The 25,773-nt window shown below is 36.5% G+C and carries 25 protein-coding genes; 22 read left to right on the plus strand and 3 right to left on the minus strand.

Features of this window, described 5'->3' with window-relative positions:
• The first annotated feature begins 257 nt into the window (after positions 1 to 257).
• The 8 genes from mtaB to ACIQ7T_RS26840 all read left to right on the plus strand — a co-directional run bounded on the left by mtaB (position 258) and on the right by ACIQ7T_RS26840 (position 7,019).
• Complete coding sequence (gene mtaB, locus ACIQ7T_RS26800; protein ID WP_402875019.1) at positions 258 to 1,607, plus strand: tRNA (N(6)-L-threonylcarbamoyladenosine(37)-C(2))-methylthiotransferase MtaB; 1,350 nt, start codon at positions 258 to 260, stop codon at positions 1,605 to 1,607.
• 184 nt (positions 1,608 to 1,791) lie between these two features.
• Positions 1,792 to 2,463 (plus strand): deoxyribose-phosphate aldolase, encoded by a 672-nt coding sequence (gene deoC, locus ACIQ7T_RS26805; RefSeq protein ID WP_402875022.1) that lies wholly within the window; start codon positions 1,792 to 1,794, stop codon positions 2,461 to 2,463.
• A 1,377-nt stretch (positions 2,464 to 3,840) separates the two neighbouring features.
• A complete protein-coding gene (locus ACIQ7T_RS26815) occupies positions 3,841 to 4,029 on the plus strand; it encodes a hypothetical protein (RefSeq protein WP_370079437.1) in 189 nt (62 codons plus the stop codon).
• Positions 4,030 to 4,112: 83 nt separating this feature from the next.
• Entirely contained in the window at positions 4,113 to 4,307 is a 195-nt protein-coding gene (locus tag ACIQ7T_RS26820) for a hypothetical protein (protein WP_370079435.1), read from the plus strand.
• An 893-nt stretch (positions 4,308 to 5,200) separates the two neighbouring features.
• Complete coding sequence (locus tag ACIQ7T_RS26825; protein ID WP_370079433.1) at positions 5,201 to 5,686, plus strand: DedA family protein; 486 nt, start codon at positions 5,201 to 5,203, stop codon at positions 5,684 to 5,686.
• A 195-nt stretch (positions 5,687 to 5,881) separates the two neighbouring features.
• Complete coding sequence (locus ACIQ7T_RS26830; protein ID WP_370079431.1) at positions 5,882 to 6,109, plus strand: spore coat associated protein CotJA; 228 nt, start codon at positions 5,882 to 5,884, stop codon at positions 6,107 to 6,109.
• Positions 6,102 to 6,365 carry a spore coat protein CotJB gene (locus tag ACIQ7T_RS26835; protein ID WP_370079429.1) on the plus strand — a complete coding sequence of 88 codons (264 nt, stop codon included), beginning with the start codon at positions 6,102 to 6,104 and terminating at the stop codon, positions 6,363 to 6,365. The genes ACIQ7T_RS26830 and ACIQ7T_RS26835 overlap by 8 nt, the downstream gene beginning before the upstream one ends.
• 84 nt (positions 6,366 to 6,449) lie before the next feature.
• A complete protein-coding gene (locus tag ACIQ7T_RS26840; protein ID WP_402875028.1) occupies positions 6,450 to 7,019 on the plus strand; it encodes a manganese catalase family protein in 570 nt (189 codons plus the stop codon).
• A gap of 117 nt (positions 7,020 to 7,136) precedes the next feature.
• Here ACIQ7T_RS26840 and ACIQ7T_RS26845 read toward each other — a convergent pair whose 3' ends face one another.
• The gene (locus tag ACIQ7T_RS26845; RefSeq protein ID WP_370079425.1) at positions 7,137 to 7,793 is read right to left on the minus strand and encodes a potassium channel family protein; all 657 of its coding nucleotides are present in this window, start codon (positions 7,791 to 7,793) and stop codon (positions 7,137 to 7,139) included.
• Positions 7,794 to 7,818: 25 nt separating this feature from the next.
• Positions 7,819 to 9,156, minus strand: coding sequence for a TrkH family potassium uptake protein (locus ACIQ7T_RS26850; RefSeq protein ID WP_370079423.1), 1,338 nt, complete (start codon positions 9,154 to 9,156; stop codon positions 7,819 to 7,821).
• A gap of 221 nt (positions 9,157 to 9,377) precedes the next feature.
• Between ACIQ7T_RS26850 and rpsU the strand changes: the two genes are divergently transcribed.
• From rpsU to recO, 13 genes are all read left to right on the plus strand, one after another.
• The gene (gene rpsU / locus ACIQ7T_RS26855; RefSeq protein WP_004227078.1) at positions 9,378 to 9,551 is read left to right on the plus strand and encodes a 30S ribosomal protein S21; all 174 of its coding nucleotides are present in this window, start codon (positions 9,378 to 9,380) and stop codon (positions 9,549 to 9,551) included.
• Positions 9,552 to 9,861: 310 nt separating this feature from the next.
• Positions 9,862 to 11,190 carry an NfeD family protein gene (locus tag ACIQ7T_RS26860; protein ID WP_402875032.1) on the plus strand — a complete coding sequence of 443 codons (1,329 nt, stop codon included), beginning with the start codon at positions 9,862 to 9,864 and terminating at the stop codon, positions 11,188 to 11,190.
• A 3-nt stretch (positions 11,191 to 11,193) separates the two neighbouring features.
• Positions 11,194 to 12,198, plus strand: coding sequence for a flotillin-like protein FloA (gene floA / locus ACIQ7T_RS26865; protein WP_370079419.1), 1,005 nt, complete (start codon positions 11,194 to 11,196; stop codon positions 12,196 to 12,198).
• 26 nt (positions 12,199 to 12,224) lie between these two features.
• A complete protein-coding gene (locus tag ACIQ7T_RS26870; RefSeq protein ID WP_370079417.1) occupies positions 12,225 to 12,713 on the plus strand; it encodes a hypothetical protein in 489 nt (162 codons plus the stop codon).
• Between the two features lie 54 nt (positions 12,714 to 12,767).
• Positions 12,768 to 13,028 carry a hypothetical protein gene (locus ACIQ7T_RS26875; protein WP_370079415.1) on the plus strand — a complete coding sequence of 87 codons (261 nt, stop codon included), beginning with the start codon at positions 12,768 to 12,770 and terminating at the stop codon, positions 13,026 to 13,028.
• Positions 13,018 to 14,136 (plus strand): sporulation protein YqfD, encoded by a 1,119-nt coding sequence (locus ACIQ7T_RS26880; protein WP_370079413.1) that lies wholly within the window; start codon positions 13,018 to 13,020, stop codon positions 14,134 to 14,136. The genes ACIQ7T_RS26875 and ACIQ7T_RS26880 overlap by 11 nt, the downstream gene beginning before the upstream one ends.
• Before the next feature lie 2 nt (positions 14,137 to 14,138).
• Positions 14,139 to 15,095, plus strand: a complete 957-nt coding sequence (locus ACIQ7T_RS26885; RefSeq protein ID WP_370079411.1) for a PhoH family protein — start codon at positions 14,139 to 14,141, stop codon at positions 15,093 to 15,095.
• A gap of 295 nt (positions 15,096 to 15,390) precedes the next feature.
• Positions 15,391 to 17,511: an HD family phosphohydrolase gene (locus ACIQ7T_RS26890; protein WP_370079409.1), complete on the plus strand. Its 2,121-nt coding sequence runs from the start codon at positions 15,391 to 15,393 to the stop codon at positions 17,509 to 17,511.
• Positions 17,512 to 17,519: 8 nt separating this feature from the next.
• Complete coding sequence (ybeY, locus tag ACIQ7T_RS26895; RefSeq protein WP_370079407.1) at positions 17,520 to 17,993, plus strand: rRNA maturation RNase YbeY; 474 nt, start codon at positions 17,520 to 17,522, stop codon at positions 17,991 to 17,993.
• A complete protein-coding gene (locus ACIQ7T_RS26900) occupies positions 17,994 to 18,344 on the plus strand; it encodes a diacylglycerol kinase family protein (RefSeq protein ID WP_370079405.1) in 351 nt (116 codons plus the stop codon).
• Between the two features lie 338 nt (positions 18,345 to 18,682).
• Entirely contained in the window at positions 18,683 to 19,096 is a 414-nt protein-coding gene (locus ACIQ7T_RS26905; protein WP_142509859.1) for a cytidine deaminase, read from the plus strand.
• Positions 19,083 to 20,000, plus strand: a complete 918-nt coding sequence (gene era / locus ACIQ7T_RS26910; protein ID WP_370079403.1) for a GTPase Era — start codon at positions 19,083 to 19,085, stop codon at positions 19,998 to 20,000. The genes ACIQ7T_RS26905 and era overlap by 14 nt, the downstream gene beginning before the upstream one ends.
• A 541-nt stretch (positions 20,001 to 20,541) precedes the next feature.
• Positions 20,542 to 21,336 carry a DNA repair protein RecO gene (gene recO / locus ACIQ7T_RS26915; protein WP_370079401.1) on the plus strand — a complete coding sequence of 265 codons (795 nt, stop codon included), beginning with the start codon at positions 20,542 to 20,544 and terminating at the stop codon, positions 21,334 to 21,336.
• A gap of 24 nt (positions 21,337 to 21,360) precedes the next feature.
• Here the strand turns inward: recO and ACIQ7T_RS26920 are convergent, their stop codons facing one another.
• Entirely contained in the window at positions 21,361 to 22,782 is a 1,422-nt protein-coding gene (locus ACIQ7T_RS26920) for an S-layer homology domain-containing protein (RefSeq protein ID WP_402875041.1), read from the minus strand.
• Positions 22,783 to 23,926: 1,144 nt separating this feature from the next.
• Between ACIQ7T_RS26920 and ACIQ7T_RS26925 the strand changes: the two genes are divergently transcribed.
• A complete protein-coding gene (locus tag ACIQ7T_RS26925) occupies positions 23,927 to 25,672 on the plus strand; it encodes an HD-GYP domain-containing protein (RefSeq protein ID WP_370079397.1) in 1,746 nt (581 codons plus the stop codon).
• The last annotated feature ends 101 nt before the right edge of the window (positions 25,673 to 25,773 follow it).

The raw sequence follows: 25,773 nt of genomic DNA on the forward strand, positions 1-25,773 counted from the left end.
TATGGAGACAACATAAAAAATAGAGAAATCCGAATTTGAATTCATTCAAATTCGGATTTCTCACTAATTGAAGCTAGTTATGTCCCAGCCTCTTTCTCCATGAATAGAACCTGGTCAGTCACAAAAAAGTATCTTAAAAGTACTGATTTCAAAAGGTTTGTGTTATTATAGTTCACGTATCTAAATTATGGACATCAAATAATAATTAAAAGTTAAGAAACAAAATGTAATGCAATCTTGAAAGGATGAAATATATTATGAGTGAAACGCTTCCTAAAACCCTAGCTCTATATACATTAGGTTGTAAAGTAAATCATTATGAAACAGAAGCAATTTGGCAACTATTTAAAGAAGAAGGCTATGAACGTACAGAATTTGATCGTCAAGCAGACGTTTATGTCATTAATACATGTACAGTAACAAATACAGGGGATAAAAAATCCCGTCAAGTTATCCGTCGAGCTATTCGTCAAAACCCAGACGCTGTCATTTGTGTAACTGGATGTTACGCTCAAACATCTCCAGCTGAAATTATGGCGATTCCTGGTGTTGACATTGTTGTAGGAACACAGGATCGTATAAAATTACTTGGCTACATAGACCAATATCTTACTGAACGCCAACCGATTAATGCTGTACGCAACATTATGAAAAATCGTGTTTATGAAGAATTAGATGTGCCTGCATTTACAGACCGTACACGTGCATCTTTAAAAATACAAGAAGGTTGTAATAACTTCTGTACGTTTTGTATTATTCCATGGGCACGTGGGTTAATGCGCTCTCGAGATCCTCAAGAAGTATTGAACCAAGCCCAACAACTAGTGGATGCGGGGTATCTTGAAATTGTTCTAACTGGTATTCATACAGGTGGCTATGGACAAGACTTAAAAGATTACAATTTAGCTCAGCTACTACGTGATTTAGAGGCAAATGTGAAAGGCTTAAAACGTCTTCGTATTTCTTCGATTGAGGCAAGTCAATTAACAGATGAAGTGATTGAAGTTTTACGTGAATCAAAAATCGTTGTTAATCACTTACACATTCCAATCCAATCTGGCTCTGATACAGTTTTAAAACGTATGCGTCGTAAGTATACAATGGAGTTCTTCGGTGAACGCTTAACTAAACTACATGAAGCGTTACCAGACTTAGCTGTCACTTCTGATGTAATCGTAGGTTTCCCAGGAGAAACTGAGGAAGAGTTCATGGAAACATATAACTTTATACGTGATCATAAGTTTTCTGAATTACACGTATTCCCGTTCTCTCCACGTACAGGTACACCAGCAGCGCGCATGGAGGACCAAATTGACGAGGACATTAAAAACGAACGTGTTCACCGATTAATCGCATTAAATGACCAATTAGCAAAGGAATATGCTTCTCGCTTTGAAGATCAAGTACTAGAAGTAATTCCTGAAGAATTCGTGCATGATGGAAGCGATGAGGAAGGCCTTTTAACTGGTTATACAGATAATTACTTAAAAGTAGTCTTTGAAGGTCCTGAAAGCCTAATCGGTCAGCTTGTGAAGGTGAAAATTACTCAAGCTGGATATCCACATTCTAAAGGGCAATTTGTTCGTGTTTTAGAAACTGTAAAATAAAATAGAGTAACTATGAAGAGAAACACCGTTCGAACTTTGGACGGTGTTTTACTTTATTTTTGATTAATGATCTCACTCTTATAGAAATCGCCTAACTATAAAAGAAATTAGACGGCAACGTTAAAAAATGTTATGATGCCAAAGAGGTACGTACAACTTGTTGATAGAGGAGAGTTTAATAAAAATGGAACAAAATTTCGCGCGTATGATTGATCACACATTATTAAAGGCTGAAGCAACAAAAGAGCAAATCGAAAAACTGTGTGCAGAGGCAAAACAATTTAACTTTGCTTCTGTTTGTGTAAATCCAACTTGGGTAAATTATAGCAGTGAGCTTTTACAAGGCTCAGAGGTCTTAGTTTGCACAGTAATTGGCTTCCCTTTAGGCGCTAACACGCCAGCTGTTAAAGCATTCGAGGCGAAAGATGCGATTGCTAACGGTGCTAAAGAGGTAGACATGGTTATAAATATCGGTGCTTTAAAGGATCAAAACTATGACCTTGTGCAAGCAGATATCGCTGCAGTTGTTGAAGCGGCTGAAGGCAATGCACTTGTAAAAGTAATTATTGAATCTTGCCTTTTAACTGACGAAGAAAAAGTAAAAGCATGTGAGCTAGCTGTGGCAACGGGTGCTGATTATGTGAAAACATCAACTGGTTTTTCTACTGGGGGCGCAACAGCAGAAGATATTGCATTAATGCGTAAAACAGTTGGCCCAGATTTAGGTGTAAAAGCCTCTGGTGGTGTACGAAGCTTAGAGGATATGAAAAAGATGATTGAGGCTGGAGCAACTCGTATTGGAGCAAGCTCTGGTGTTGCTATTATGAACGGATTAATTGCAGATTCTAATTATTAATAGTAATGAAAATCCTTATATAGTAAGTGTTACGGGGCTGTTCGTTAGGAACTAGCCCCACTTTCATTTAAAGTTTGACTAAATGCCGCTACGGATGCCTCTTCCATTTCTTTTAGAACATGACCATATATTTCATAAATCATTTTAGGAGTGTTATGTTAGATTGAATTTCGATATGCTCCCAACGTTGTATTTAAATTTGTTTTTGATAAAGCCTTTTGAAAATTGTGCATCCCCAATGACGACTAATCATTTAATTGGGTTGTATATTACGATTCAACAAAGACGAGTTAAATAGAAATGTTCAGTTTTTGTTGAGGATAATGTAGTGATCTATCAATGTCATTGTAAACAAACAAATGAACACACCAATGACAAAGCCCAGGTACTCAATTAATTTTGAGCCTGGGCTTTTTTTATGCGTATCGATAATATAATCGTTTAAAAACTAATATCTGGCTTAAAGTACTTACTACATCTGTAAAAGTTTTAAGAGAAGTATTGAGACTTAAAAATACTACAATATGGGTAAGCTATTGTGAAATTTACGTAATTATTTGTAGTATCTGTACCAGAAAAGGTGACTGTATCACCCGAATTATATGACCTCTCCAATTGGAGATTTTAGGATACACCTAATAAATGCTATTTTTTCTATTGGCATGGTAATTTTAACTATCCCTATTTTAAGATCATTTAGGGATAAGCAAGTTAGCCGAAAAAGAAAAATATGGAATGCTATATTGGTAGCAACTATCTGTATGTTTATTTTATTGATAATTCAGTACCGCTTTCTGTTGTTTTGGACTATATAAATAGTCACCAAATTTGCAATTGCTACTTTTAATGTCAGTATAAGAATCTATCAAACTCCACTCTGGTTAACGTTTAAATACCATATAGATTTTAATAAAAACAGGCAAAGTTATTCACTTTGCCTGTTTTTTTAATATACCTATAGTATTTCGACTTTGAATTATCACATTATAACCATCATATCAAAAAACAAAAAAATATACTCAATATCATAACCCCCTTGACAATATACGTCATGTAAGAGGATGTGTCTTGTTACTGATTTTAAAAAAACTGTCAGAAAGTTAGGTGAGTGCCTGTTTTTTTGAGTTTCTGTCAGAAGTGGTAGAAAAAATAATTGGAAGAAGAACAAAAACGTAAAGAAATGGAATCCCAGCAAAATGCGAATAAAGATGAATAATAAAATAAGCACTTGCTACGGCAGGTGTTTTTTTGTGGATGCCCAAATAAAAAATGGCTGTTATGAAAAATTGTTTAATAATACAAAAATTAGCTAATTAATGTATAATTAAGTCGGTATATTTTGACTTAGTATCGTGTGAAAGAGAAAGTGGTGGAAAGATGAAAAATAAAAAAGGGATAGTTATTGCTAGCATTATATTATTATACTGTGTAATTGATGTTATCTATACGCTTTTAGTAGTTGGAAAAATCAATTGGTCTATATTATTTTTAGCAATATGTATGATTGGTTTAATAGAAGTTGCTATCTCCAATAATAAATTACTTAAAAAGAACTTGAATAAGTAAATATAAGGGCATATTCTAAAACTCAAATTTGCATTTTATACCTTACGTAATGGTGAAATTAACATAAGAAGGGAGGTATTCTATTGTATAAAGATGTTTCAAAGTTTCAATTGGTGCTATCCTTTTTGATGATTTTTGTCGGTTTTTCGCAAGCGTTTAACAACTGGGGAGAAAAGAGAGCTTTATCTTTATTCTTTTTGACTTCTAGTATTTTAGTTTTAATTCTTGCGATTATTGCTTTGATTGTTTATAGGAAACGGCAAATAACTAAAGACTGAAGAGTTGTTTCACCTATTCCTGTACACACGCTCGCCGTATTTTATTAGCCCACTACTTAATACATTATTTTGCATTATTAAAAAATACATATAGAAGGTGTAAAGCTTTAAAATAAAGGAATTACACCCCATTATCTATTGAGTTTGCATTAAACCAAAACTACAGATTCTAATTATTAATAGTAATGAAAAATACTTATAAGTAAGTTACGGGGCTGTTCGTTATGGACTAGCCCCATATACATTTAGAATTTAAAAACCCCCTTTTACCCCCACAATTAAAATCCCCCTAATACTTGAGCAAGTTCATCAATTTCCTTAAGTGATTTATGACAAATATTTAATCAATCGATCTATTGTCATTGTTTCATTCACAATAACCCTCTTTTTAACTTAAAATAGATGATGTATTATTGAGAGTAATTGCAAAAATGTATAGGAAGGAATATGATAATTTTTATGGTTTTATAATCAAGCTTTTTATATGTAAAATTTATTATTGGACTAATAAATTTTTTCTTTATAAGAACATTGTATAGGTACGAACCGACTTCTTACATAACTTAGTAACATCGATCACATAAAATATCGTAAAATTAACAGGTCAATCATTCGTTAACTATTATATTTTAATCTGAATGACCTCTCATTTTTTTAACTTCCTTCAATAAATGTTTTGGTAGCGAAAGCGAAGACTCAGCTACAAAAGTCTCCCACCTCTATAGGTAGTGAGATGATGCGGAATTAAGTTACTTTTTCAGCGGGTGTACTAACATCTGCAATTATGCCGAGGTATAATTGATTAATCATTCCGCTGTTTAATTAGCAAAAATGGGGTAATATATGATATTTGATAAAAGTAACGAATTGTATTAAAAAAGGAGAAACTATCCGTGGAATTCATAAGCAGTTTTATAAGTCAATATGGATATCTTGCTATATTTTTACTTTTATCTTTAGGGATAATTGGTTTACCCGTTCCCGATGAAATCTTGATGACGTTTGTGGGATTTATGTGTCAAGAGGGGCATTTAAACTATCTATTGAGTATACTTTTAAGTTTTCTTGGCTCATCTACTGGTATGATCATTAGCTATTTAATTGGTAATAAATTAGGGAAACCTATAATATTAAAATATGGAAAATGGATTGGTCTTAATGATAAACGGTTCATTAAAGTTGAACGATGGTTTCATCGTTTTGGACCATGGACAATAATTATAGGATATTATGTTCCAGGTATTAGACATGTAACAAGTTACATGTCTGGAATAACCCAGATGAAGTTTAGGACTTATCTTGCTTTCGCTTGTTTTGGAGCTTTGACATGGGTAATTATTTTTATTTCTATAGGATATTTTCTTGGTGTAACTTTATAAAAATGCATAATAATATGTACAAAATACAGCTCGCGTTTTTCGAAATGCGAGCTACTTTTGTGTTCTTGGTACGCGAAGGATTACCAATCTCGTTTGGTAATGTGACTTCCTCCGGATTATAACACCACTCTGAATAAAAATTTCATCTACCTCATATACTCCACTGATGTAATTGAATACAGAAGGGAGGATACAATGTTCACTCAATATAAATATTGGAAGCCTTTTATTAGCCCATTCGATCCATGTCCACCTATAAGGGTTAAAAGTTTTTCTACACCGCCCCAATTGTATATGAGTTTTCAACCGCCTGGGCTACCACAATATCAAACCCCTCAAGAAGCTCTCAAATCCGGCACATTATGGCCTCAATTATTTAGCCCCTATCCAAATCCGCAAGAAGGAGGGATGAAGAATGAGTAAAGAGATGCCACCAGAATTTTATAAGCTACTTGAAGAAATACAAGCCATTGATTTTGTAATAGTGGAATTAAATCTTTATTTAGATACTCATCCTCACGATTATGATGCTATTCAGCAATTTAACGAAAACACTGAAATAAGCATGCGACTTAAGGTTGCATTTGAGCAAAAATTTGGTCCGCTTATGAATTTTGGGAGAAGTTATTCAAATTATCCTTTTAATTGGGTAGATACACCTTGGCCATGGCAAGTTTAACTTTATCAGCAAATATGTTTTGGTAGGATTCCGGATGCAATTATGCCTGGCATAATTGATTATAAGTAACTAGGAGGAATTTTTTTGTGGTATTACGAAAAGAAGCTCCAGTATCCAGTAAGGGTGAGTACATGTAACCCAATACTAGCTAAGTATTTAATTGAGCAGTATGGAGGTGCAGATGGAGAATTAGCAGCGGCACTTCGATATATGAATCAGCGCTATACTATTCCTGATAAAGTAGTGGGTTTGTTGACAGATATAGCTACAGAGGAATTTTCTCACTTGGAAATGATTGCCACGATGGTTTATAAACTTACGAAGGATGCCACTCCAGAGATGCTTAAAGAGGCAGGTCTTGGAGAACATTATGCCAATCATGACAGGGCATTATTTTATCAGAATGCAGCTGGAGCACCGTTTACGGCAACTTATATTCAGGCCAAAGGGGATCCGATTGCTGATTTGTATGAGGATATTGCAGCTGAAGAAAAGGCACGAGCGACATATCAATGGATTATTGATTTATCAGATGACACAGATTTGAATGATAGCCTAAAATTTTTACGCGAACGAGAAATCGTCCATTCTCTACGTTTCAGAGAGGCGGTAGAGATTTTAAAAGACGATATGGATAGCAAGAAAGTCTTTTAATTTTTTCAGCCATTGTTTTCTGTAGCGTCAGCGCAATTATGCCGAAGCAAAATTGATAAAATATAACAGGCTGTTTCAAGGGAAACCTTTTGACGCAGCCTCTTTTGATCCCTTTTTCTATTCAATATTTGAAAATACAGTGAGATCCTTTCTATGCCCAATCATCACTAATATATCTTTTTCCTTAATAGTCTCATCAGGAGAGGGTAAAATGGTAATATTACCGTCTCGAACTATGGCAATAACACTGACATTATATTTAGCTCGAATGTCTAAATCCCGTAGATTATGACCAGCCATTTTAGAAGGAATCATAATTTCCTCTATACTGTATTCCTTTGACAATTCAATGTAATTTAGCATATTCGGTGAAAGTAGCTGATTGGCTACACGTTCCCCCATATCTCTCTCAGGGTAAATAACCCACTCAGCACCCACCTTATCTAAAACTTGTCCATGTCTTTTTCCGAGAGCCTTTGCAATTATTTTTTTGATACCTAGCTCCTTTAATAAGGAGACCGTTAAAATACTTGATTGCATATCAATACCTATAGCAACAATGACACAATCGAAATTTCTTATCCCAATGGAGTTAAGAGCTTTTTCTTCTGTCGTATCAGCAACTACTGCATGCGTAACATATTGTTCGGCATCTTCGACTCTTTCCTCGTTAATATCGATTCCTAAAACTTCATGTCCAGCTTCATACAACTTGCGTGCTACGCTTACTCCAAACCGTCCAAGACCTATAACAGCATATTGTTTGATAGACATTGTACTCATCGCTCCTTTATCATGGTTACCCGATCATTATATTTCCTTTTGGATGACGGAAAGCCTCTTTTTTTCGTCGATTTGTAATAGCAAAAGCAATTGTTAAAGGGCCTAATCTTCCGATAAACATAGTTAATATGATAAGAAGGCGGCCACCAGTTGATAGCTCGGGAGTTAGCCCCATTGAAAGTCCAGCTGTTCCAAATGCAGAAGTAGCCTCAAATAAATACATCATAAAACTATGACGTTGTTCAATAATACTTAAGACAATGGTAACAAGTACGACAATCATCATCCCACACATTGTGACTGTTAAAGCTTTTAAAATCGTTTCATGAATAATTCTACGTCTAAAAAGCACAACATCTTCTTGCCCTTTTAATTGAGACCACATCGTAGCAACTAAAACAGCGAAGGTCGTTATTTTAATACCTCCAGCAGTTGAACCAGAACCGCCTCCGATGAACATTAGCCAAATGATTAAAAATAAAGTTGAATGTGTTAAATCACCAATAGGAAGGGTATTAGAGCCAGCAGTTCTAGGTGTAACTGCTTGGTATAATGAACCAAGAATTTTGCCCCATTCAGATAGTTGCCCAAGGGTTTTACTATTACCGTATTCAAATAAGAAAATTAAAATCGTTGAGCCGACTGTTAAAATAAGCGTTGTTGTTAATACAATTTTTGTGTGCACTGAAAGTCGTTTCGTTCCGCGGTATTCATATAGTTCATTTATAACAATAAACCCTAAGCCTCCAATCAAAATAAGTGCACAAATAGTAATTACGACGAAAGGATCGTCTACGTATTCTGTTAAGCTCTTATAGCCACCCATTAAATCAAATCCAGCATTATTAAAATTCGATATCGCATGGAAAAATCCGAAATAAAAGGCTTTACCTACAGGCATATCGAATGAAAAACGAATAGATAAAATGAAGCCACCTATAAATTCAATCAGTGCTGTAAATAACAGTATCCGTTTAACTAATTTAACTAGACCAGCAATTGTAACGTTATTAAATGCCTCCTTTAACAAAAGCCTTTCTTTTAAAGAAATCTTTTTTCCTAATAGCAAAAATAAAAACGTCGCGAACGTCATAAAGCCCAGCCCGCCAATTTGGATAAGAAAAAGAATAACTAATTCTCCAAATATCGAAAATGTATCACCGGTATCTACAACAACCAGTCCTGTTACACACGTAGCTGAGGTAGCAGTAAATAAAGCATTTAAAAATGAAAGACCTTTATCATCGACCGTTGCAATGGGGAGCATTAACAAAAATGTTCCGATTGAAATGATGACGGCAAAGCCTAGCACAAGTATTTTTGGAGGATTTAATTTATTTTTAAATGTTTTCATTTTTATCTCCCCATTGAACCTTTAATTTAAAACTTTGTATGTTTATGGTGTCCAAAAGCAAGCTGAAAATTCTTAAGGTAAAAAAACAAAAAATTCATCAGATTAATTCGTACACTTTCTATTGACCATTTTTAGACAATACGTTATAATTCTTTAGTACACAGCAAATGGTTATTTGCCTATTTGTGTATTGACGTGTGTTCGGAGGGAGGGAAAGAGAGATGTCAAAAACTGTCGTTCGCAAAAACGAATCGCTTGAAGATGCTCTTCGCCGCTTCAAACGTACTGTATCAAAAAGTGGTACAATTCAAGAAGTTAGAAAGCGCGAGTTCTACGAAAAACCTAGCGTAAAACGTAAAAAGAAATCAGAAGCTGCACGTAAACGTAAGTGGTAATTTAATTTCCCATTAAAAATCCCTACGTTCATAACACGCAATTGTATGATTCACTGAGCAGACAAAGATATACCTGAAATTAATCGCGTGTCGGTTAATTTCAGGTATTTTACTTTAAGCTCTCAAATTACGTACATATTGAAGAAGCCGAATGTGATCCCTGAGATTCATTCGGCTTTTATGTTATATACTGATTGTATAAATATAAATTAAAAATTCACGGTATAATAAAATTATTAGGATTTATGAAACTTTTTAGTTAGTCAGTCGTATATACAGGAGAGAAGCATGTTAGAAGGGAGGGAAAAAGATGCGGAGACGAAGAATCCTCAGTTATTTATTAGTTATTTGGATGACATTTTTGTTAGCGTTTCCATTAACATCTGCTTTTGCAAGTAGTAAGGTCTACCACATACCTATTCATGATGAAGTAGAGCGAGGACTTCACGCATTTTTAGAACGAGCTTTTAAAGAGGCGGAAGAAAACTATGCAGAGGCGATTATTTTAGACATCCATACGCCGGGCGGTTTCGTGAATGCAGCTGGTGATATTGCTATGCTAATGGATGCAACGGATATACGTAAAATTGCGTATATTAACAAAGATGCGCATTCAGCAGGTGCCTTTTTAGCCTTACATGCGGATGAAATCTATATGGTGCCAAGTGGAACGATCGGGGCGGCTGCAGTTATTGATTCAGCAGGAAATGCAGCAGACTTAAAGGCTCATAGTGCATGGGTTGCTCAAATGGAAGCAGCTGCAGAATCGAAAGGTCGCAATCCAATCTATGCACGAGCAATGGCTGATGTATCTGTTGATTTACCAGAATTTCGAGCAGGAAAAGGGAAATTATTAACTTTATCTGCCTCGGAGGCAAAAAAAGTTAAATATTCTAATGGGACGGTTTCGAATTTCCAAGATCTTTTAGAAAAAACGCAATTAAATGGTAGTGATATCGTTCCAATTGAACCTACTTTTGCTGAAAAACTTGCTCGTTTTATTACGAATCCGATTATAGTTCCGATTTTATTGTCGATTGCAAGTTTGGGACTTGTAGTTGAGCTATATTCGCCAGGTTTTGGTGTTCCAGGTATAATGGGATTGTCAGCACTTGGATTATTTTTCTTCGGTCATATGGTGGCAGGCTTGGCAGGTTATGAAGCATTACTTTTATTTATTGTAGGCTTAGCGCTTGTTGTAGCGGAATTTTTTGTCCCGGGAGGTATTGTTGGTATTTTCGGCGGTGTGCTAATATTACTAAGTCTAATACTGGCAGGTGCAAACATGATGCAAATGATTATAGCGATTTTCATTGCGCTTGTTGTAGCGATAATAGGGATGGTGATCCTGATGAAATTTTTTGGTAAAAAAATGCATGTTTTAAACAAGCTAGTCTTGATGGATGCGACAACAACGGAAGAGGGCTATGTATCTAACGTGAATCGCACAGAGCTGCTCGGAAAAGTAGGTACAACGGTTACGCCACTTCGTCCGGCAGGTACAATGCTATTTGGTAGTGAACGCATTGACGTAGTATCGGAAGGTGGCTATGTTGATGCTGGGAAACATGTAGAAGTTATTAAAGTAGAGGGCTCACGTATTGTTGTGAGACGAACAGAAGAAGAGATGGAGGAATAGCAAATGGGAATTGATTTAGCTTTAATAGGTCCAATTGCAGGGCTAGTCATATTATTTATTGTTGTCGCGGTATTCTTTACCTTTGTACCAGTGGCGCTGTGGATTTCTGCTCTTGCTGCAGGTGTCCGCGTTAGTATTTTCACTTTAATCGGTATGCGATTACGTCGTGTAATCCCGTCACGAATTGTGAACCCATTAATTAAAGCGCATAAAGCAGGTTTGCCTGTGACGATTAATCAACTAGAAAGCCACTATTTAGCTGGTGGTAATGTAGACCGAGTTGTCAATGCGTTAATCGCAGCTCATCGTGCAAATATCGAGTTAACATTTGAACGTTGTGCGGCAATTGATTTAGCGGGTCGTGATGTATTAGAAGCTGTACAAATGTCTGTTAACCCGAAAGTTATTGAAACACCATTTATTGCGGGTGTTGCTATGAACGGGATCGAAGTAAAAGCGAAGGCACGTATTACAGTGCGCGCAAACATTGAACGTTTAGTCGGTGGTGCTGGTGAAGAAACGGTTATTGCCCGTGTAGGTGAGGGGATCGTTTCTACAATTGGTAGCGCCTCTAGTCATACGACAGTTCTTGAAAATCCTGATATGATTTCTCAAACTGTATTAGCAAAAGGCTTAGATTCTGGAACAGCATTTGAAATCTTATCAATCGATATTGCGGACGTTGATATCGGCAAAAACATTGGTGCTGAATTACAAATTGAACAAGCACAAGCTGATAAAAACATTGCCCAAGCGAAAGCTGAAGAACGTCGTGCAATGGCTGTAGCGAACGAGCAAGAAATGATTGCACGCGTACAAGAGATGAAGGCAAAAGTAGTAGAAGCAGAAGCTGAAGTACCACAGGCAATGGCAGAAGCTTTACGTTCGGGTAATCTTGGTATTATGGACTATATGAATTACCGCAACATTCAAGCAGATACAGCTATGAGAGACTCCATTTCTAAAGTAAGCTCAGATAAATCAGAAACAAATGGACCTAACGAATAAAAAACTGAAAGGAGCAGTACTAATAAATGGAACAATTAATTATATTTGTGATAATTGCCATAGTCAGCTCTATTTTCGGTAAAGCAAAGAAGAAAGAACAAAAACCAATGCCTCCTTTTAATAAGGATTCTCATGTTGATCCTCCTATTACAGAAAAAGCAGAGATGTCTTCAGAGCAACGTCCTGCTTCTAAATCACAGAGCTTTGAAGATTTTGCACGTGAATTTTTAGGTGATTGGAAAAATGAGCAATCTAAAGTGGAAGAGCCGAAAAAATTTGTCGAAGAAACAGTGAGTAAGGAAGTTCCAAGCTATGCAGCTCCACCGTTAATCCCGACTGAGAAAGTAAGTCGTACAACGAATAGAGAAAGTATCGGTCGTTTGGCAGCTGAGAAAAAAGTTGTGGGAGTAGCTGAATCTCAATCTGCTTTTCAATTGCCAAAATCAAAAAAATCATTAATGCAGGCTGTTGTAATGGCAGAAGTTTTAGGTCCTCCAAAAGCAAAAAGAAAATAACTAGCATGTCCTCCTTTTTCGATGCATATATTGCCGAAGAAGGAGGCATTTTTTATGAGAAAACTATTTCAATTAACGCCACTACTTGAATTATTACAATATGAAACATTAAAAATCATTGGCCCATATCGTTTTCTACATGCTGATGCTTCATCATGCTCTTTTATTTATGCAGACTATCATATTACTGTGCGTGGGAAATCGGTGGAAATTAATGCTCTTAAAGAAGAAATGCTTCATCTTTCTGTAGAGGATTTGCAGGAGCTTCATCTGAAAATGACAAAGGATATGGGTGTGAGCGATAATGTGGAATAATCGGCCAATTATCATACGTATAAAGCGCCATGAAAATGTTCATCCTTTTATTCAAGCATTGCATGCACAACATGTGCCATTAAAGCGGATTGTCTTTCGTGAGCAAGAGGTTGCTTTTGAAACAACGATGCATTATCTACCAAAGATACGCCGTGTACGTAGACGTTACCGACTTAAAATGGCTGTCTATTATTCAGATGAGCTTCAAGTTTTACGAGCGCAGCTTTGGACTTTGCTTGGCCTAGCGTTGATGATATTAATACCATTGCTATGTGCACAGGTTATTTGGCGTATTGATATTAAAGCGGCAACGCCAGAGTTAGAGGCACGTCTAGGAAAGACCTTTCAAGATACATTTCAACTAGAAACACCCATTTCTAAAAAAGACTTACCCTCAGATGCTGTCATTCGACAGAAGCTATTAGAAGGGCATCGAGATCTTTCTTGGGTGCATATTGAAAAGCATGGTGGACGTGTAACTTTACGACCTCAGGAATCCCCGAAACAAACTAAACAAACGAATGAGAAACTAGCGACGCATTTAGTGGCAACAAAAGGTGGTGTTATTACCCACTTTAATATTCAAAATGGTGAACGTAAAATTTCAGTCAACGATACTGCTTACGAAGGTGATGTTCTCGTAAGTGGTGTAATTGAAAGTGGTGAAGATCAAGTCTTTGTTGGAGCAAAGGGAGAGGTCTACGCTGATTATTGGCTCGAATGTTCATTTAAAATTCCGAAAAAGCTAACGATGGAAACGCTACAACAGAAGCAGTGGCGTGTATTAGTGAAAGGCATTCATCAAGAAAAAGAAAAAGTTGACTATGTACAAAAGAAAGATTTACCAAGCTGGCTCGATCCGTATGTTTCAATTGTTGAAGAGCAGAACACTAAAAAAGTGCAAGTAGAGCTTGATGAATCCAAAATAGATTCATTGCTCATACCATTACTTCATGAAAAGGTAATACGTTCATTACCTGCTAAAACGGTTATAAAAAAAGAAAACCTTTTACAGGTAAAGTGGGGGGATGGTACAGTTGAAGGGAAAGTTCTATTTTTAGTCAATGAAAACATTGCCAGTCCAATACAAGGCCCACAAGGAGAATGATTATGTCAGAACATTTAACTGTATTACAAGTGGATAATCCAAACGAAGCGGTTATGCTACTCGGAATTTCCGATGCAAATATGAAGTTAATCGAAGAGGCACTACAAGTCCACATTATTACACGTGGTGAACAAATTCAGCTTGCTGGTGAAGAGGATGCAAAGGAACAAGCGACATTCCTTTTACATGCTCTTCTAAAGGTCATTCGTAAAGGAATTAATATTGATCAGCGTGATGTTGCAACTGCTATTGAAATGACACAAAAAGGAACGATTGAATATTTTGCAGAACTTTATGATGAAGAAATTGCACGCACGACGAAAGGAAAGCCTATTCGTGCAAAAACAATCGGTCAACGAGAATACATACAAGCAATCCGTCATAAAGACGTTGTTTTTGGTATCGGTCCAGCTGGTACTGGGAAAACGTATTTAGCGGTAGTCATGGCAACGCAGGCGCTAAAAAATGGGCACGTTAAGCGTATTATTTTAACACGCCCTGCAGTAGAGGCAGGAGAGTCTCTAGGCTTTCTTCCGGGGGATTTGAAGGAAAAGGTAGATCCTTATTTACGACCTCTTTATGACGCTTTAAACGATATTTACGGGACAGAACAAACTCAAAGACTTATTGAACGAGGAACAATTGAAATTGCACCTTTAGCGTATATGCGTGGCCGTACATTAGACGACGCCTTTGTTATTTTAGATGAAGCTCAAAATACGACACATCAGCAAATGAAGATGTTTTTAACGCGTCTAGGCTTTGGCTCAAAAATGGTCATTACAGGCGACAAAACACAAATGGACCTACCGAAAAATACGGAATCTGGGTTAATCGTAGCAGAACGCACACTAAAGTATGTAAAATCAATACATTTCCAAATTTTAGAACAAGGCGATGTAGTACGCCACCCAATCGTAGCAAAAATCATCAAAGCCTACGAAGAACAGCAACTTTAGAATTGCGCTATGCGTAATTCTAAAGTCTGCACCGAAAGTGGAGTGAAACGGAACGACAGGTGCAACGGTTTTAAAAAGTCTGCACCGAAAGTGAAGCGAAACGTAGCGACAGGTGCAACAGAGTTAGAGTAAATGCGACGGGTATAAAAATTAACAAACGTGAAAATACTTGGAAAATGGAAAAATTTGTGACAGCTATACAATTTGTATAGCTGTTTTTTTGCTTTCTTATACATTTTTCGGGAAAAATGTTTTTTGAATTGGTATGATAGTAGATAGATAGAGGAGGTGCCGGATGGAGAAACAATTAAAAAAATTTACAGAACTTATTGGCTTCCGCTACTTTTTAATTGTCGTTCTCATCTTAACAGGAGCCCTACAATTTACTTTTATGTATGGCAATGTTAAAGGTGTTACATATGATTTTAAACCATTACAACTAGCGCCTGAAACAGTACGATCTACTAAAACGATAGAAGATACTTATAAAACACAACAGGAACGAGAAAAAGCAGCGAATGCGGTTGAGCCAGTCTATCAATTTTCTGCGGATGTTGCTAAGCAGCGAGCTGCGATTGTAACGTCTTTATTTGACTATGTTCTCGACGTAAAGGCGGATGTTGAGAGTAGCAAAGAACCTATTCCGATTGCCGACCAAGTGGCGAAGCTGCGCAAAAAGTTTGAATCCATTGATTCAGAGCAAATGCCAATTATCTTTACTGATTCACAGCTAGAGGGTTTGTTAGTACAAAGTGAAGCAGATTTAAAAAGAACAAGTACGCAACTATCAAAATCTGTGCAGGAATATTTGCAAAAATCTATTCGATCAGAAAATGTGTTTGCGGGTCAAAATGATTTTGAGACAAAAATTCGTGGACAACGAGGATATCCGGATAAAATATTTAATACGGTAGTTTTAATTGGACGTACTAGTATTATCGAAAATGAGACGATAAATGAAGAACAAACGAAAATTCGAAAGGATCAAGCGAAGGAATCGGTTGAACCAACTCGAATTCTTCAAGGTCAAATCATCGTACAGGAAGGTCAAATTATTGATAATGAGGCGTTTCGTCAATTAGAACTTCTAGGTATGGTGAGTAATAAAGCATCGATGAAACCGATTGCAGGGCTGATTATTTTAATACTTTTGGAAATGACGTTCATGTTTGTTTTATTTGAACGTTTGGATACAGATGAGCACAAGAAACGTAATGCGTTGTTGGTGACAGTAATTGTTTATGGTTTATCCATCTTGCTGATGAAATTTATAAGCCTAGTTTCTAGTGGCTTCGATGTTACGGTTGCCTTCCTTTTCCCAACAGCTTTGGCAACAATGCTTGTACGGCTATTAGTGGATGACCGTGCTGCGGTACTTATTACGGTTATGACAGCGGCATCTGCGGGTGTTATTTTTCAGGAGGGTTATTCATCTGTTATGCAGATGGAAATTACACTGTATATAATTTTTGGAGGCTTTGCGAGCTTATTCTTTTTGGGGAGTATGGAAAAGCGTTCGCATATTTTACATGCTGTAGGTGTTATCGGGCTAGTAAATATGTCGTTTATCGCATTTTATTTACTGATGACACAATCTACTTACGGTTTGTCAGAGTTGGTGTATTACTTTATAGCGGCGTTGATATCGGCTCTATTATCAGGTGCTCTTACAATGGGTCTTTTACCATTCTTTGAATCAGCGTTTAGTTTATTGTCGTCGCTACGTTTAATTGAATTATCGAACCCAAATCATCCGTTGCTGAAAAAATTACTAATGGAGGCTCCAGGAACATATCATCATAGTGTAATGGTGGCGAACTTAGCGGAGGCGGCATGTGAGGAAATTGGAGCGGATGGATTACTGGCTCGTGTAGGATGCTATTATCATGATATTGGCAAAACGAAGCGTCCTGCCTTTTTCATCGAGAATCAAATGTCTGGTGTTAACCCACATGATTCATTGCCTCCAGAAAAAAGCGCGGAAATTATCATCGCACATACAACTGATGGAGCTGAAATGCTAAAACGTTATAAGATGCCACAGGAAATTATCGATATTGCCTTGCAGCATCACGGATCTAGTCTGTTAAAGTTCTTCTACTTTAAAGCGAAGGAAGAAGGAAAATGTTTAGATGATACAAAGTACAGATATCCAGGTCCGAAGCCACAAACGAAGGAAGCGGCAGTTATTAGTGTTGCAGATAGTGTTGAGGCAGCGGTTCGATCGATGAAGGAACCGAATGCAGAGAAAATTAAAAAGTTGGTACGAGCGATTATAGATGATCGAGTACAAGACAATCAATTTGATGAATGCGATATTTCAATAAAAGAGTTAAAATGTATAGAGCGAGTACTTTGTGAAACGTTGAATGGAATTTTCCACTCACGAATTGAATATCCAAAGGCAGATAAGTAGGAGGATCTATGATTTTAACAATTGATTTTACAGATGAAACAAATGAAGTGGCTGCTGAGCATATGGAGCTTGTTGAAAAGCTTTTACAGCATGCAGCGAAAGTAGAGAATATTGAACCGGAAACAGAAGTGTCAGTGACGTTTGTTACAAATGAAGCGATTCAAGAAATAAACCGAGAATATCGTGACAAGGATCAGCCGACAGATGTTATCTCGTTTGCCCTTGAGGAGTTAGGTGAGGGAGAAATAGAAGTAACATTTGAAGGGATGCCCCGTGTGTTAGGAGATATTATTATTTCAACGGATCGTACAAAAGAACAAGCTGAGGAATATGGGCATACATTTGAACGAGAATTAGGCTTTTTAGCGGTTCACGGTTTCTTACATCTACTTGGTTATGATCATATGGTGCCGGAAGATGAAAAGGTGATGTTCGGTAAGCAGGATGAGATTTTACAATCTTTCGGCTTAGGACGAGAATAAATGAATGTTCGCAAATTCGTACGCTCTTTTGGGTATGCCTTTAAAGGTATTCTTACAGCCTGTGCTGAGCAAAATTTTATATCCCACTTGCTAAGTGCGGGAATAGTTTTGATTGCTGGCTATTTTACGGAGTTATCACGTATGGAATGGTATATTGTGTTGCTATTAATAGCACTAATGTTTGCACTTGAAATGATTAATACTGCAATTGAACGAGTAGTAGATTTAGCTTCACCTACTATCCATCCACTTGCTAAGCAGGCAAAAGATCTTGCAGCAGGCGCAGTACTTGTATTTGCGATATTCAGTGCTATAATCGGATTACTCATATTTATACCGAAATGGTTTTAAAAATATTACTAGGTCATGAAGTAGTAGCTATTGTGCTGGAGAATTATGGTTATTAGGTTCGTCACCAAAAGTTAAGTGAGGACATTTGTTAATCCATGCTATAAGTTGATTGTAGTGGAGGCTGGGCGACTCCTTGGGGATCAGCAATAGAGGAACGAAGGCTAAAAGCATCACATCCTGTGATAACGCCTTCGTGACCAACATCGTGTTGGCCCGAGACCATGGAGCGCAAGCGAAGCGGCTCATCGGACGCGCCCAGGAAAGCGCCCAGCCGGAACGGAAATCAACCCACGTTATGGTGATGAGCTATTTTTTATTTTATGTAGAGGAGAACATTAATGACAATTGATATGCATGCATTACTAGAAGAATCAAAAAAAGCGCGTGAAAAGGCTTATGTACCTTATTCAAAATTTAAAGTTGGCGCGGCGATTTTAACGAAAAATGGAGAGGTTATTCATGGCTGCAACATTGAAAATGCTGGCTATAGTATGACCAATTGTGCTGAACGTACAGCATTTTTCAAAGCCGTGTCAGAAGGTATTTATGATTTTGAGGCGATCGCTATTGTAGCTGATACGGATGGACCATGTGCGCCATGCGGAGCTTGTCGTCAAGTGATGATGGAATTTTGCAAACCATCTATGCCTGTATATTTAACAAACTTAAAAGGTGATGTCACGGTAACGTCTGTAGGCGAATTACTACCGTTTGCATTTACAACGGAGGATTTAGAGAATGCTGGAAAATAACAATGGCTATAAGTCAGGTTTTATCTCCATAATCGGGCGACCAAATGTAGGAAAATCAACATTTTTAAACCGTGTCATTGGTCAAAAAATTGCGATTATGAGTGATAAACCACAAACAACACGAAATAAAGTACAAGGTGTACTAACAACAAATGATAGCCAAATGATTTTTATAGATACACCAGGAATCCACAAGCCGAAACATAAGCTAGGGGATTTTATGCTAAAGGTTTCTAAAAATACTTTGCGTGAAGTGGATGTTATTATGTTCATGGTAAATGCAGAGCAGAAACTTGGAAAGGGTGACGAATTCATCCTTGAAATGCTGGCGGGTAATCCAACGCCTGTCTTCCTAGTGATTAATAAAATCGATCAAATTCATCCTGATGAATTAATAGGGATTATTGAAAGCTACAAAGAGCGTTATGACTTTGCGGAAATAGTTCCGATTTCAGCGTTACAAGGGAATAATGTAGAAAATTTATTAACTACATTAACGAAATATTTACCAGAGGGGCCACAATATTACCCAGCAGATCAAGTAACAGATCATCCTGAGCGTTTTATTATTTCAGAGTTAATTCGTGAAAAAGTGTTACATTTAACGCGTGAAGAAATACCTCATTCCATTGCTGTTGTTATTGATAAAATTCGCCGTGATGAGGAAAACGAAGATAAAATTCGTGTAGCAGCAACGATTATTGTGGAAAGGGATTCTCAAAAAGGGATCGTCATTGGTAAACGTGGAGCGCTACTAAAAGAAGTAGGGATACGTGCAAGAAAAGATATTGAAATGCTTCTTGGTTCAAAAGTGTATTTAGAGCTTTGGGTTAAGGTACAAAAGGATTGGCGAAATAAATCAACACATTTACGTGACTTCGGTTTCCGTGATGATGAATATTAACTTATTTCAGCGGCTGTACTAACATCAGCTGAAATAGAGGAACTCAGTCTAAGAACGTCACGTCCCGTGGCAACGTCTGAGTGACCAACATCATATTGGCCTAAAGCCTCTGGCAGATGTCACGGAATTATGCCGAGGCATAATTGATGAGATATGCTGTAAACACAAAACAACTTTACAACATTCCTATCTGTCGCTGTAGTTTTAAATGGAGCTGTCCAATAATTTATTGGACAGCTCTATTTTCACTTCTATTTGGACACCCGCTGATAGAAGTGAAAGCCTCCGGCGGATGTCACGGAATCGGAAAGGAGTTAATAAAGGGGTTAGCCTAAAATCATCGCATCCATGCGATAACGGCTAACTGACCTGCATCGGTAAAAACGCCACGTCCTGTGGCATTACCGAAATGACCGACATCGTGTCGGCCCTCACGCAGGCCAAAGCACAAAGCCGATTCCGGACGCATTGTTTATCTGCGCGACAGCGGCAATTATGCCGAGGCATAATTGATTGCAAAGGTTGAAAAGGAGGGGAATCGATGCTTCATAAATGGGAAGGGATTGTCCTAAAGGTACGTGCCTATGGAGAATCAAATAAAATTGTAACATTACTAACGAGAGAAGCAGGAAAGGTTGCAACGATGGCTCGGGGAGCGAAGAAGCCTTCCAGTAGGTTAGCATCTGTGACACAGCCATTTACGTATGGCATGTTTATGGTACAGCATCATACCGGTATGGGGACATTGCAACAAGGAGAGCATCTAAATTCAATGCGTCATATTCGTGAGGATATAATGGCAACGGCCTATGCAAGTTATATAATGGAACTTGTTGAGCGTGTAGTAGAAGAGGGAAAACCTGAGCCACTTGCATTTGATGTGCTCCTTCAAGCATTACAAGCAATTGAGGAAGGTTACGACCCGGAGGCTATTACATTGTTCGTTGAATGGAAAATGCTGCCCTATACTGGCGTGCAGCCTATTTTACATGCTTGTGCTGCTTGTGGTGCAGTAGACGGAGAATTTGCATTTTCTTTTGTCCAGGGAGGTTTTTTGTGTCATCGTTGTTATCATCATGATCCTTATATCATTCGATTAACACCGACTCAGCTTAAGCTTATCCGAATGTTCTATACTGTACCGATTGACCAGATTGGGAAATTAGAATTAAAAAAGGAAACAAAATATTTTATTAAAAAAATAATTACAACAATTTACGAGGAACAAACAGGAATTCGTTTTAAGACTAAAAAATTTATCGAACAGCTTGAAAGAACGCCTGAATTTCAGCTAAGAACGAGTGCTGATCAAGAAAAAACGCCAGAAGATCATTAATATTGATCTTCTGGCATTTTTACATTAATAATCTTCTGAATCATCCATGAAACCGTAAGAAACAGCCCATTTATTAGCGATTTTTAGAAAGTCAATATATAGATAAGCAGTTTCACCATTTTTACCTGTAATATGTAAAATAGATGTACCTTCTGCTAATGGTGTAACATTTACTTGCTTATCCTTTATTGTAGCTTTCACAGTTGCTGGCTCAGAATTAAATTTTTCTAAGGCAACATGTGTTGGTTCAAACGATAGATAGCTACTTGAAATCGTTAACTCATCTGTAACTTGATACAAATCAATACTACGCACGAAATCATATGTATCGACAATAGCAGCCATTGTTTGTTGTTGAGTACCGTTAGTGAAAGTAAGCATATACTGCCCATTTTTAAAGATAGAAAGTGTAGCAGAGTTATTCGTTGATTTAAAATTATATAATTCAGGAGATAAGGCTTGACCATCTGCAGTTTGAATACTTACATTAGTAGGAACAAATTTTAAATTACTTTCCTTTAAGTTGAACGGTAAGTTTTCTGCATAATCCTCTTCTTTCACTTTTTGAAGTGTTGTTTGTAGCTTCCCGTTTACATTCTTCACATTTACTAAGTAAAAGACATCCAAAAATTCTTCAGTATCTTCTTTAAAGCCCGTAATAACTAATTTTCCCGTGCCTTCTTTTAGCGGTTTAATTGTAATGGACTCTGTCATATAATCTTCTTCATCTTCAACCCATGTAAAGATATCCTCTGCAGGCTTAATGCCGCCATAAGAAGCATAGATATAGTCTTGCTTAAATTGACTAGCAAAAACTGTGACGTTGCCTTGAGCTTTTTCAGCACGTACAACAAAAAGTGCTAATTGGGAGCGTTTTACATTAGTTTGTGGTCCAAAGGTAGTAGGGGTTGTACCTTTTGTGATGGTGTTGGCAAAAAGCGTTTTTATATATGGTTCGTATTCACTGCCTTCATTGACATCATAGAAAGGAATGTTAATGCCGTTTGTAATTGGTAATTTAAAACCTTTCACAATCATTTTTGACATTTGTCCACGTGTAATATTTTTAGTTGGGTTGAAATAGCCATTGGTTCCGCTAATAATACCTGCATTTGCTAAAGCAGCAATCGCACCATAATTTGCATCGCCAGGTTTTATATCCTTAAAATTAGGATTTTTCACATGAACCGTATCAAGCTTTAAAACACCAGCTAAAATTTTTGCAGCTTGTGTACGAGTAATTGAATTCTCAGGTTTAAATGTGCCATCAGGGTAGCCTGATATAATGCCGCGTTGAGCTAAGTTAATAATAGCTTGACCTTCCTCACTTGACACATTTTTTACATCAGAGAATCCCGATGCAGCATGTGCTGGGGGTGCAATGACAATAGCGCTTGTTGCTAGTGCTGATGCCATAGCGATGTGATAAAAACGATTGCTCTTCAAATAAATTTCCTCCAAAGTACATAAAAAAATTTTATAGCTAGGACCTACCTATTACAACGGGCTGAATGTAATAGGTTGGAATCTCCATGAATTGTTAAATTATTGTTATTTAACATTTAGGATTAACTACAATACTTTATTTATATCAAAATGACGAAGATGAGAATAGAGGGAATTTTATGATGTTAAAAATTAACATGGATAAAATACTTGTTCATCAACATGAATGAATAGTATTTCTGACTCGACTGGTGTGCTTTTAAGGCCGAACAATGAGCTGTTTAGGGATAGGGGATTTGTCTCTGATCTATCGTACCAATCAATAAAATATGTATTAACAAATGTCATCTCGACTTTTGGTGGTGAGATAAAAGTTGGGTGAAATATATATAAATGATTAATTTTCAATGTTCCATAATGTAAAAATGAGTAGTTATTTTTCTGAATGGTAATATTTATCTATTAGTGTTGGATTTTTGCTAATGGTATTAGGACAAATTAAGTAATTCTTTATGATTTACAGAAATATTATTTAATGAGATAAATTTAACTATAAATTATAAATATACGCTAATATACGCTTTTTAGTCCTTTGTATAGGACTTTATATCTTTTTTTATTTAAAATTAATAATTGTTGCCAAAGGAATTTTTTTTGGATATAAATTACTAATTTTATAATAGTTTTTAACGTAAAAATAGTAGTAACTATCCATGTAAATTCCATAAACTAGTTGAAAAGGTGTTTTAATCTATGATATTGTAAATGATATAGATGAATGTTAACTTCTTTCAGCGTGGGTCCAAACATCTGTACCTGACGTTACGCTTTTGGTACAAAAGACATCCGCTGAAATATAGGAACTCAGTCTAAAAAGGCCGCGTCCTGTGGCAACAACTGAGTGACTAATATCGTGTTGTAGCTGCCGCTACGTTGACACTACGCTTTCGCACAGACAAAACACGTTGCTGTCGCTACGTTGGCACTACGCTTTCGCGCAAAAAATATCTGCTGCTGCCGCTACGTTAGCACTACGCTTTCGCGCAAAAATTATTTGTTGCCTAAAGCCTCCGGACGCAATTATGCCGAGGCATAATTGATGAACAACGCAGTCTTATCGAAGAAGGAGGGAGTCACATAATGCTTGGACATTGCGTATGTGGCAGAAAATATGCTAAGAAAAGTGACGTTAAGTATTGATGAAGTTGAAGCCAATGATATTTTAGCTGAAGATATTTTTTCTGATTATCGTTTATTAGCTAAAAAAGATCTAGTTTTAACGGAGCGGATTATTGTCTTACTTAAACTTAGAAAAGTAGACGAACTATCTGTATATTTACCAACTGATTCAGTCCGAATTGTTCATGATTTGAGTGTTCAGCGTACAAGAGATTACGAGGATGTATTTGCACCTCTGATGGATAAAAAGGATGAGGTAGATGAGTATAAAGATACGGTAAAAAATCTTTTTATGACTACATTAGAGAATGTTGTGCATGAATTGCGCTATGGTCAAATTTTAAAAAGCACCCAAGATACTGCTTATGTACGAGGTATTTTTGAACAAATTTTTGAAAAAAAACATCGCTATGAATTACTCATGAGATTAAAAGAATGGGATGAGTATTCTTTTGTTCATTCATTTGATGTTTTCGTTTTAGGTACAATTTTTGCGCGTTATTTAGGTTTAACCGATATTGAAACGCTAGCAAGGGGCTATTTGTTCCACGATATTGGGAAGGTATTTATCCCGCAAGACATATTAAATTTAAAACGAAAATTATCAGAAGATGAGTTTGACATTGTTAAAACTCATACGACTAAAGGTTATGAGTTACTCATAGAAAATGGGGAAGACGATATTGCCTATTTAGCACGTGATCATCATGAACGTTTTGCCGGTAAAGGTTATCCAAATCAGCTTTGTGAGGATGATATGTGTGAGGGGGTTCAATTACTGCAAATTATAGATGTTTATTCCGCTATGACATCAAAGCGTGTATATCATTCGGGATATGCTGCAACAGATGCATTAGCTGTTTTATATCGTGATCGACATTTATATAACGAGAAATTTATGCATAAATTTGTAGAGTGCCTAGGGATTTATCCTGTCAACTCAGTCGTTCAATTATCGGATAATCGAAGTGCACAAGTAGAACTTGTCTATGATTTATTCCCAACGTTACCTAAAGTTAAATTGCTGGATGAACAAAAGTCAATGATTTTACCTTTAAATTATAGTGTGAAAATTGCGAAAATGATTGATTACCGTGCTAACAGCTTTGAAGAAATTTTTAACTTATTTATAGAACAATTAATTCGCTGTGACGAAAATAGCTTAAGAGTCTATTTTAATAAATTAATAGATCATTTACATCCTAAAGAAATTATTTTAAAAATATTTTTACCTGCCTTTCGAATTCTACGTTTATTAACAAGAGAAATTCAAACGGACATGACAAAATACAGGAATTCTATTAATATATTAAAGAAACTATTAGAAGATCAATTACATGTATTGTATATGGATTATCAGCATGAGAAAACAACTATATTAGTTGTGGAAACTTCACTTCGTGAAAATTTCTTCATAAAACTTGTGCAAAGTATTTTGTATATTGATAAAATTGTGCCGTTTTTTATTAATCCAGATGATGAACGGCGCATTACGCAATTAATGGAACATTGTAACGTAAATATAGCTTACTTTATTGGAGATGAGCTTACAGTCGATAAGAGAGTTCGCCCAATGGGAGAAGGAACATTCCTTTTTTATTCGCTTGTAGATATTGAAGAATTACTTATTAGCTTAGTAGGCATGGAAATGAAAAGGTTTTCATTTGAGGAGAAGATGCAAGAGCGTTTGTTTTCATTGTTAAAAACATAAAATAAGGGTTCTAAGTCAAATGTTGGGGTGTACAAATCTTTCAGCACGTTAACCCAGATGAACCCCGATTTCTTTATACTTTAAATTTAATAAGATTTTTG

The sequence above is a fragment of the Lysinibacillus sp. NPDC096212 genome (assembly GCF_044763105.1).
Taxonomy (GTDB): Bacteria; Bacillota; Bacilli; order Bacillales_A; family Planococcaceae; genus Lysinibacillus.

What these genes read in the sequence shown, in the direction of transcription:
- mtaB (WP_402875019.1), top strand. Translation starts at nt 258, where the DNA reads ATGAGTGAAACGCTTCCTAAAACCCTAGCTCTATATACATTAGGTTGT.
- deoC (WP_402875022.1), top strand. Translation starts at nt 1,792, where the DNA reads ATGGAACAAAATTTCGCGCGTATGATTGATCACACATTATTAAAGGCT.
- ACIQ7T_RS26815 (WP_370079437.1), top strand. Translation starts at nt 3,841, where the DNA reads ATGAAAAATAAAAAAGGGATAGTTATTGCTAGCATTATATTATTATAC.
- ACIQ7T_RS26830 (WP_370079431.1), top strand. Translation starts at nt 5,882, where the DNA reads ATGTTCACTCAATATAAATATTGGAAGCCTTTTATTAGCCCATTCGAT.
- ACIQ7T_RS26835 (WP_370079429.1), top strand. Translation starts at nt 6,102, where the DNA reads ATGAGTAAAGAGATGCCACCAGAATTTTATAAGCTACTTGAAGAAATA.
- ACIQ7T_RS26845 (WP_370079425.1), bottom strand. Translation starts at nt 7,793, where the DNA reads ATGTCTATCAAACAATATGCTGTTATAGGTCTTGGACGGTTTGGAGTA.
- ACIQ7T_RS26850 (WP_370079423.1), bottom strand. Translation starts at nt 9,156, where the DNA reads ATGAAAACATTTAAAAATAAATTAAATCCTCCAAAAATACTTGTGCTA.
- rpsU (WP_004227078.1), top strand. Translation starts at nt 9,378, where the DNA reads ATGTCAAAAACTGTCGTTCGCAAAAACGAATCGCTTGAAGATGCTCTT.
- ACIQ7T_RS26860 (WP_402875032.1), top strand. Translation starts at nt 9,862, where the DNA reads ATGCGGAGACGAAGAATCCTCAGTTATTTATTAGTTATTTGGATGACA.
- floA (WP_370079419.1), top strand. Translation starts at nt 11,194, where the DNA reads ATGGGAATTGATTTAGCTTTAATAGGTCCAATTGCAGGGCTAGTCATA.
- ACIQ7T_RS26870 (WP_370079417.1), top strand. Translation starts at nt 12,225, where the DNA reads ATGGAACAATTAATTATATTTGTGATAATTGCCATAGTCAGCTCTATT.
- ACIQ7T_RS26875 (WP_370079415.1), top strand. Translation starts at nt 12,768, where the DNA reads ATGAGAAAACTATTTCAATTAACGCCACTACTTGAATTATTACAATAT.
- ACIQ7T_RS26880 (WP_370079413.1), top strand. Translation starts at nt 13,018, where the DNA reads ATGTGGAATAATCGGCCAATTATCATACGTATAAAGCGCCATGAAAAT.
- ACIQ7T_RS26885 (WP_370079411.1), top strand. Translation starts at nt 14,139, where the DNA reads ATGTCAGAACATTTAACTGTATTACAAGTGGATAATCCAAACGAAGCG.
- ACIQ7T_RS26890 (WP_370079409.1), top strand. Translation starts at nt 15,391, where the DNA reads ATGGAGAAACAATTAAAAAAATTTACAGAACTTATTGGCTTCCGCTAC.
- ybeY (WP_370079407.1), top strand. Translation starts at nt 17,520, where the DNA reads ATGATTTTAACAATTGATTTTACAGATGAAACAAATGAAGTGGCTGCT.
- ACIQ7T_RS26900 (WP_370079405.1), top strand. Translation starts at nt 17,994, where the DNA reads ATGAATGTTCGCAAATTCGTACGCTCTTTTGGGTATGCCTTTAAAGGT.
- ACIQ7T_RS26905 (WP_142509859.1), top strand. Translation starts at nt 18,683, where the DNA reads ATGACAATTGATATGCATGCATTACTAGAAGAATCAAAAAAAGCGCGT.
- era (WP_370079403.1), top strand. Translation starts at nt 19,083, where the DNA reads ATGCTGGAAAATAACAATGGCTATAAGTCAGGTTTTATCTCCATAATC.
- recO (WP_370079401.1), top strand. Translation starts at nt 20,542, where the DNA reads ATGCTTCATAAATGGGAAGGGATTGTCCTAAAGGTACGTGCCTATGGA.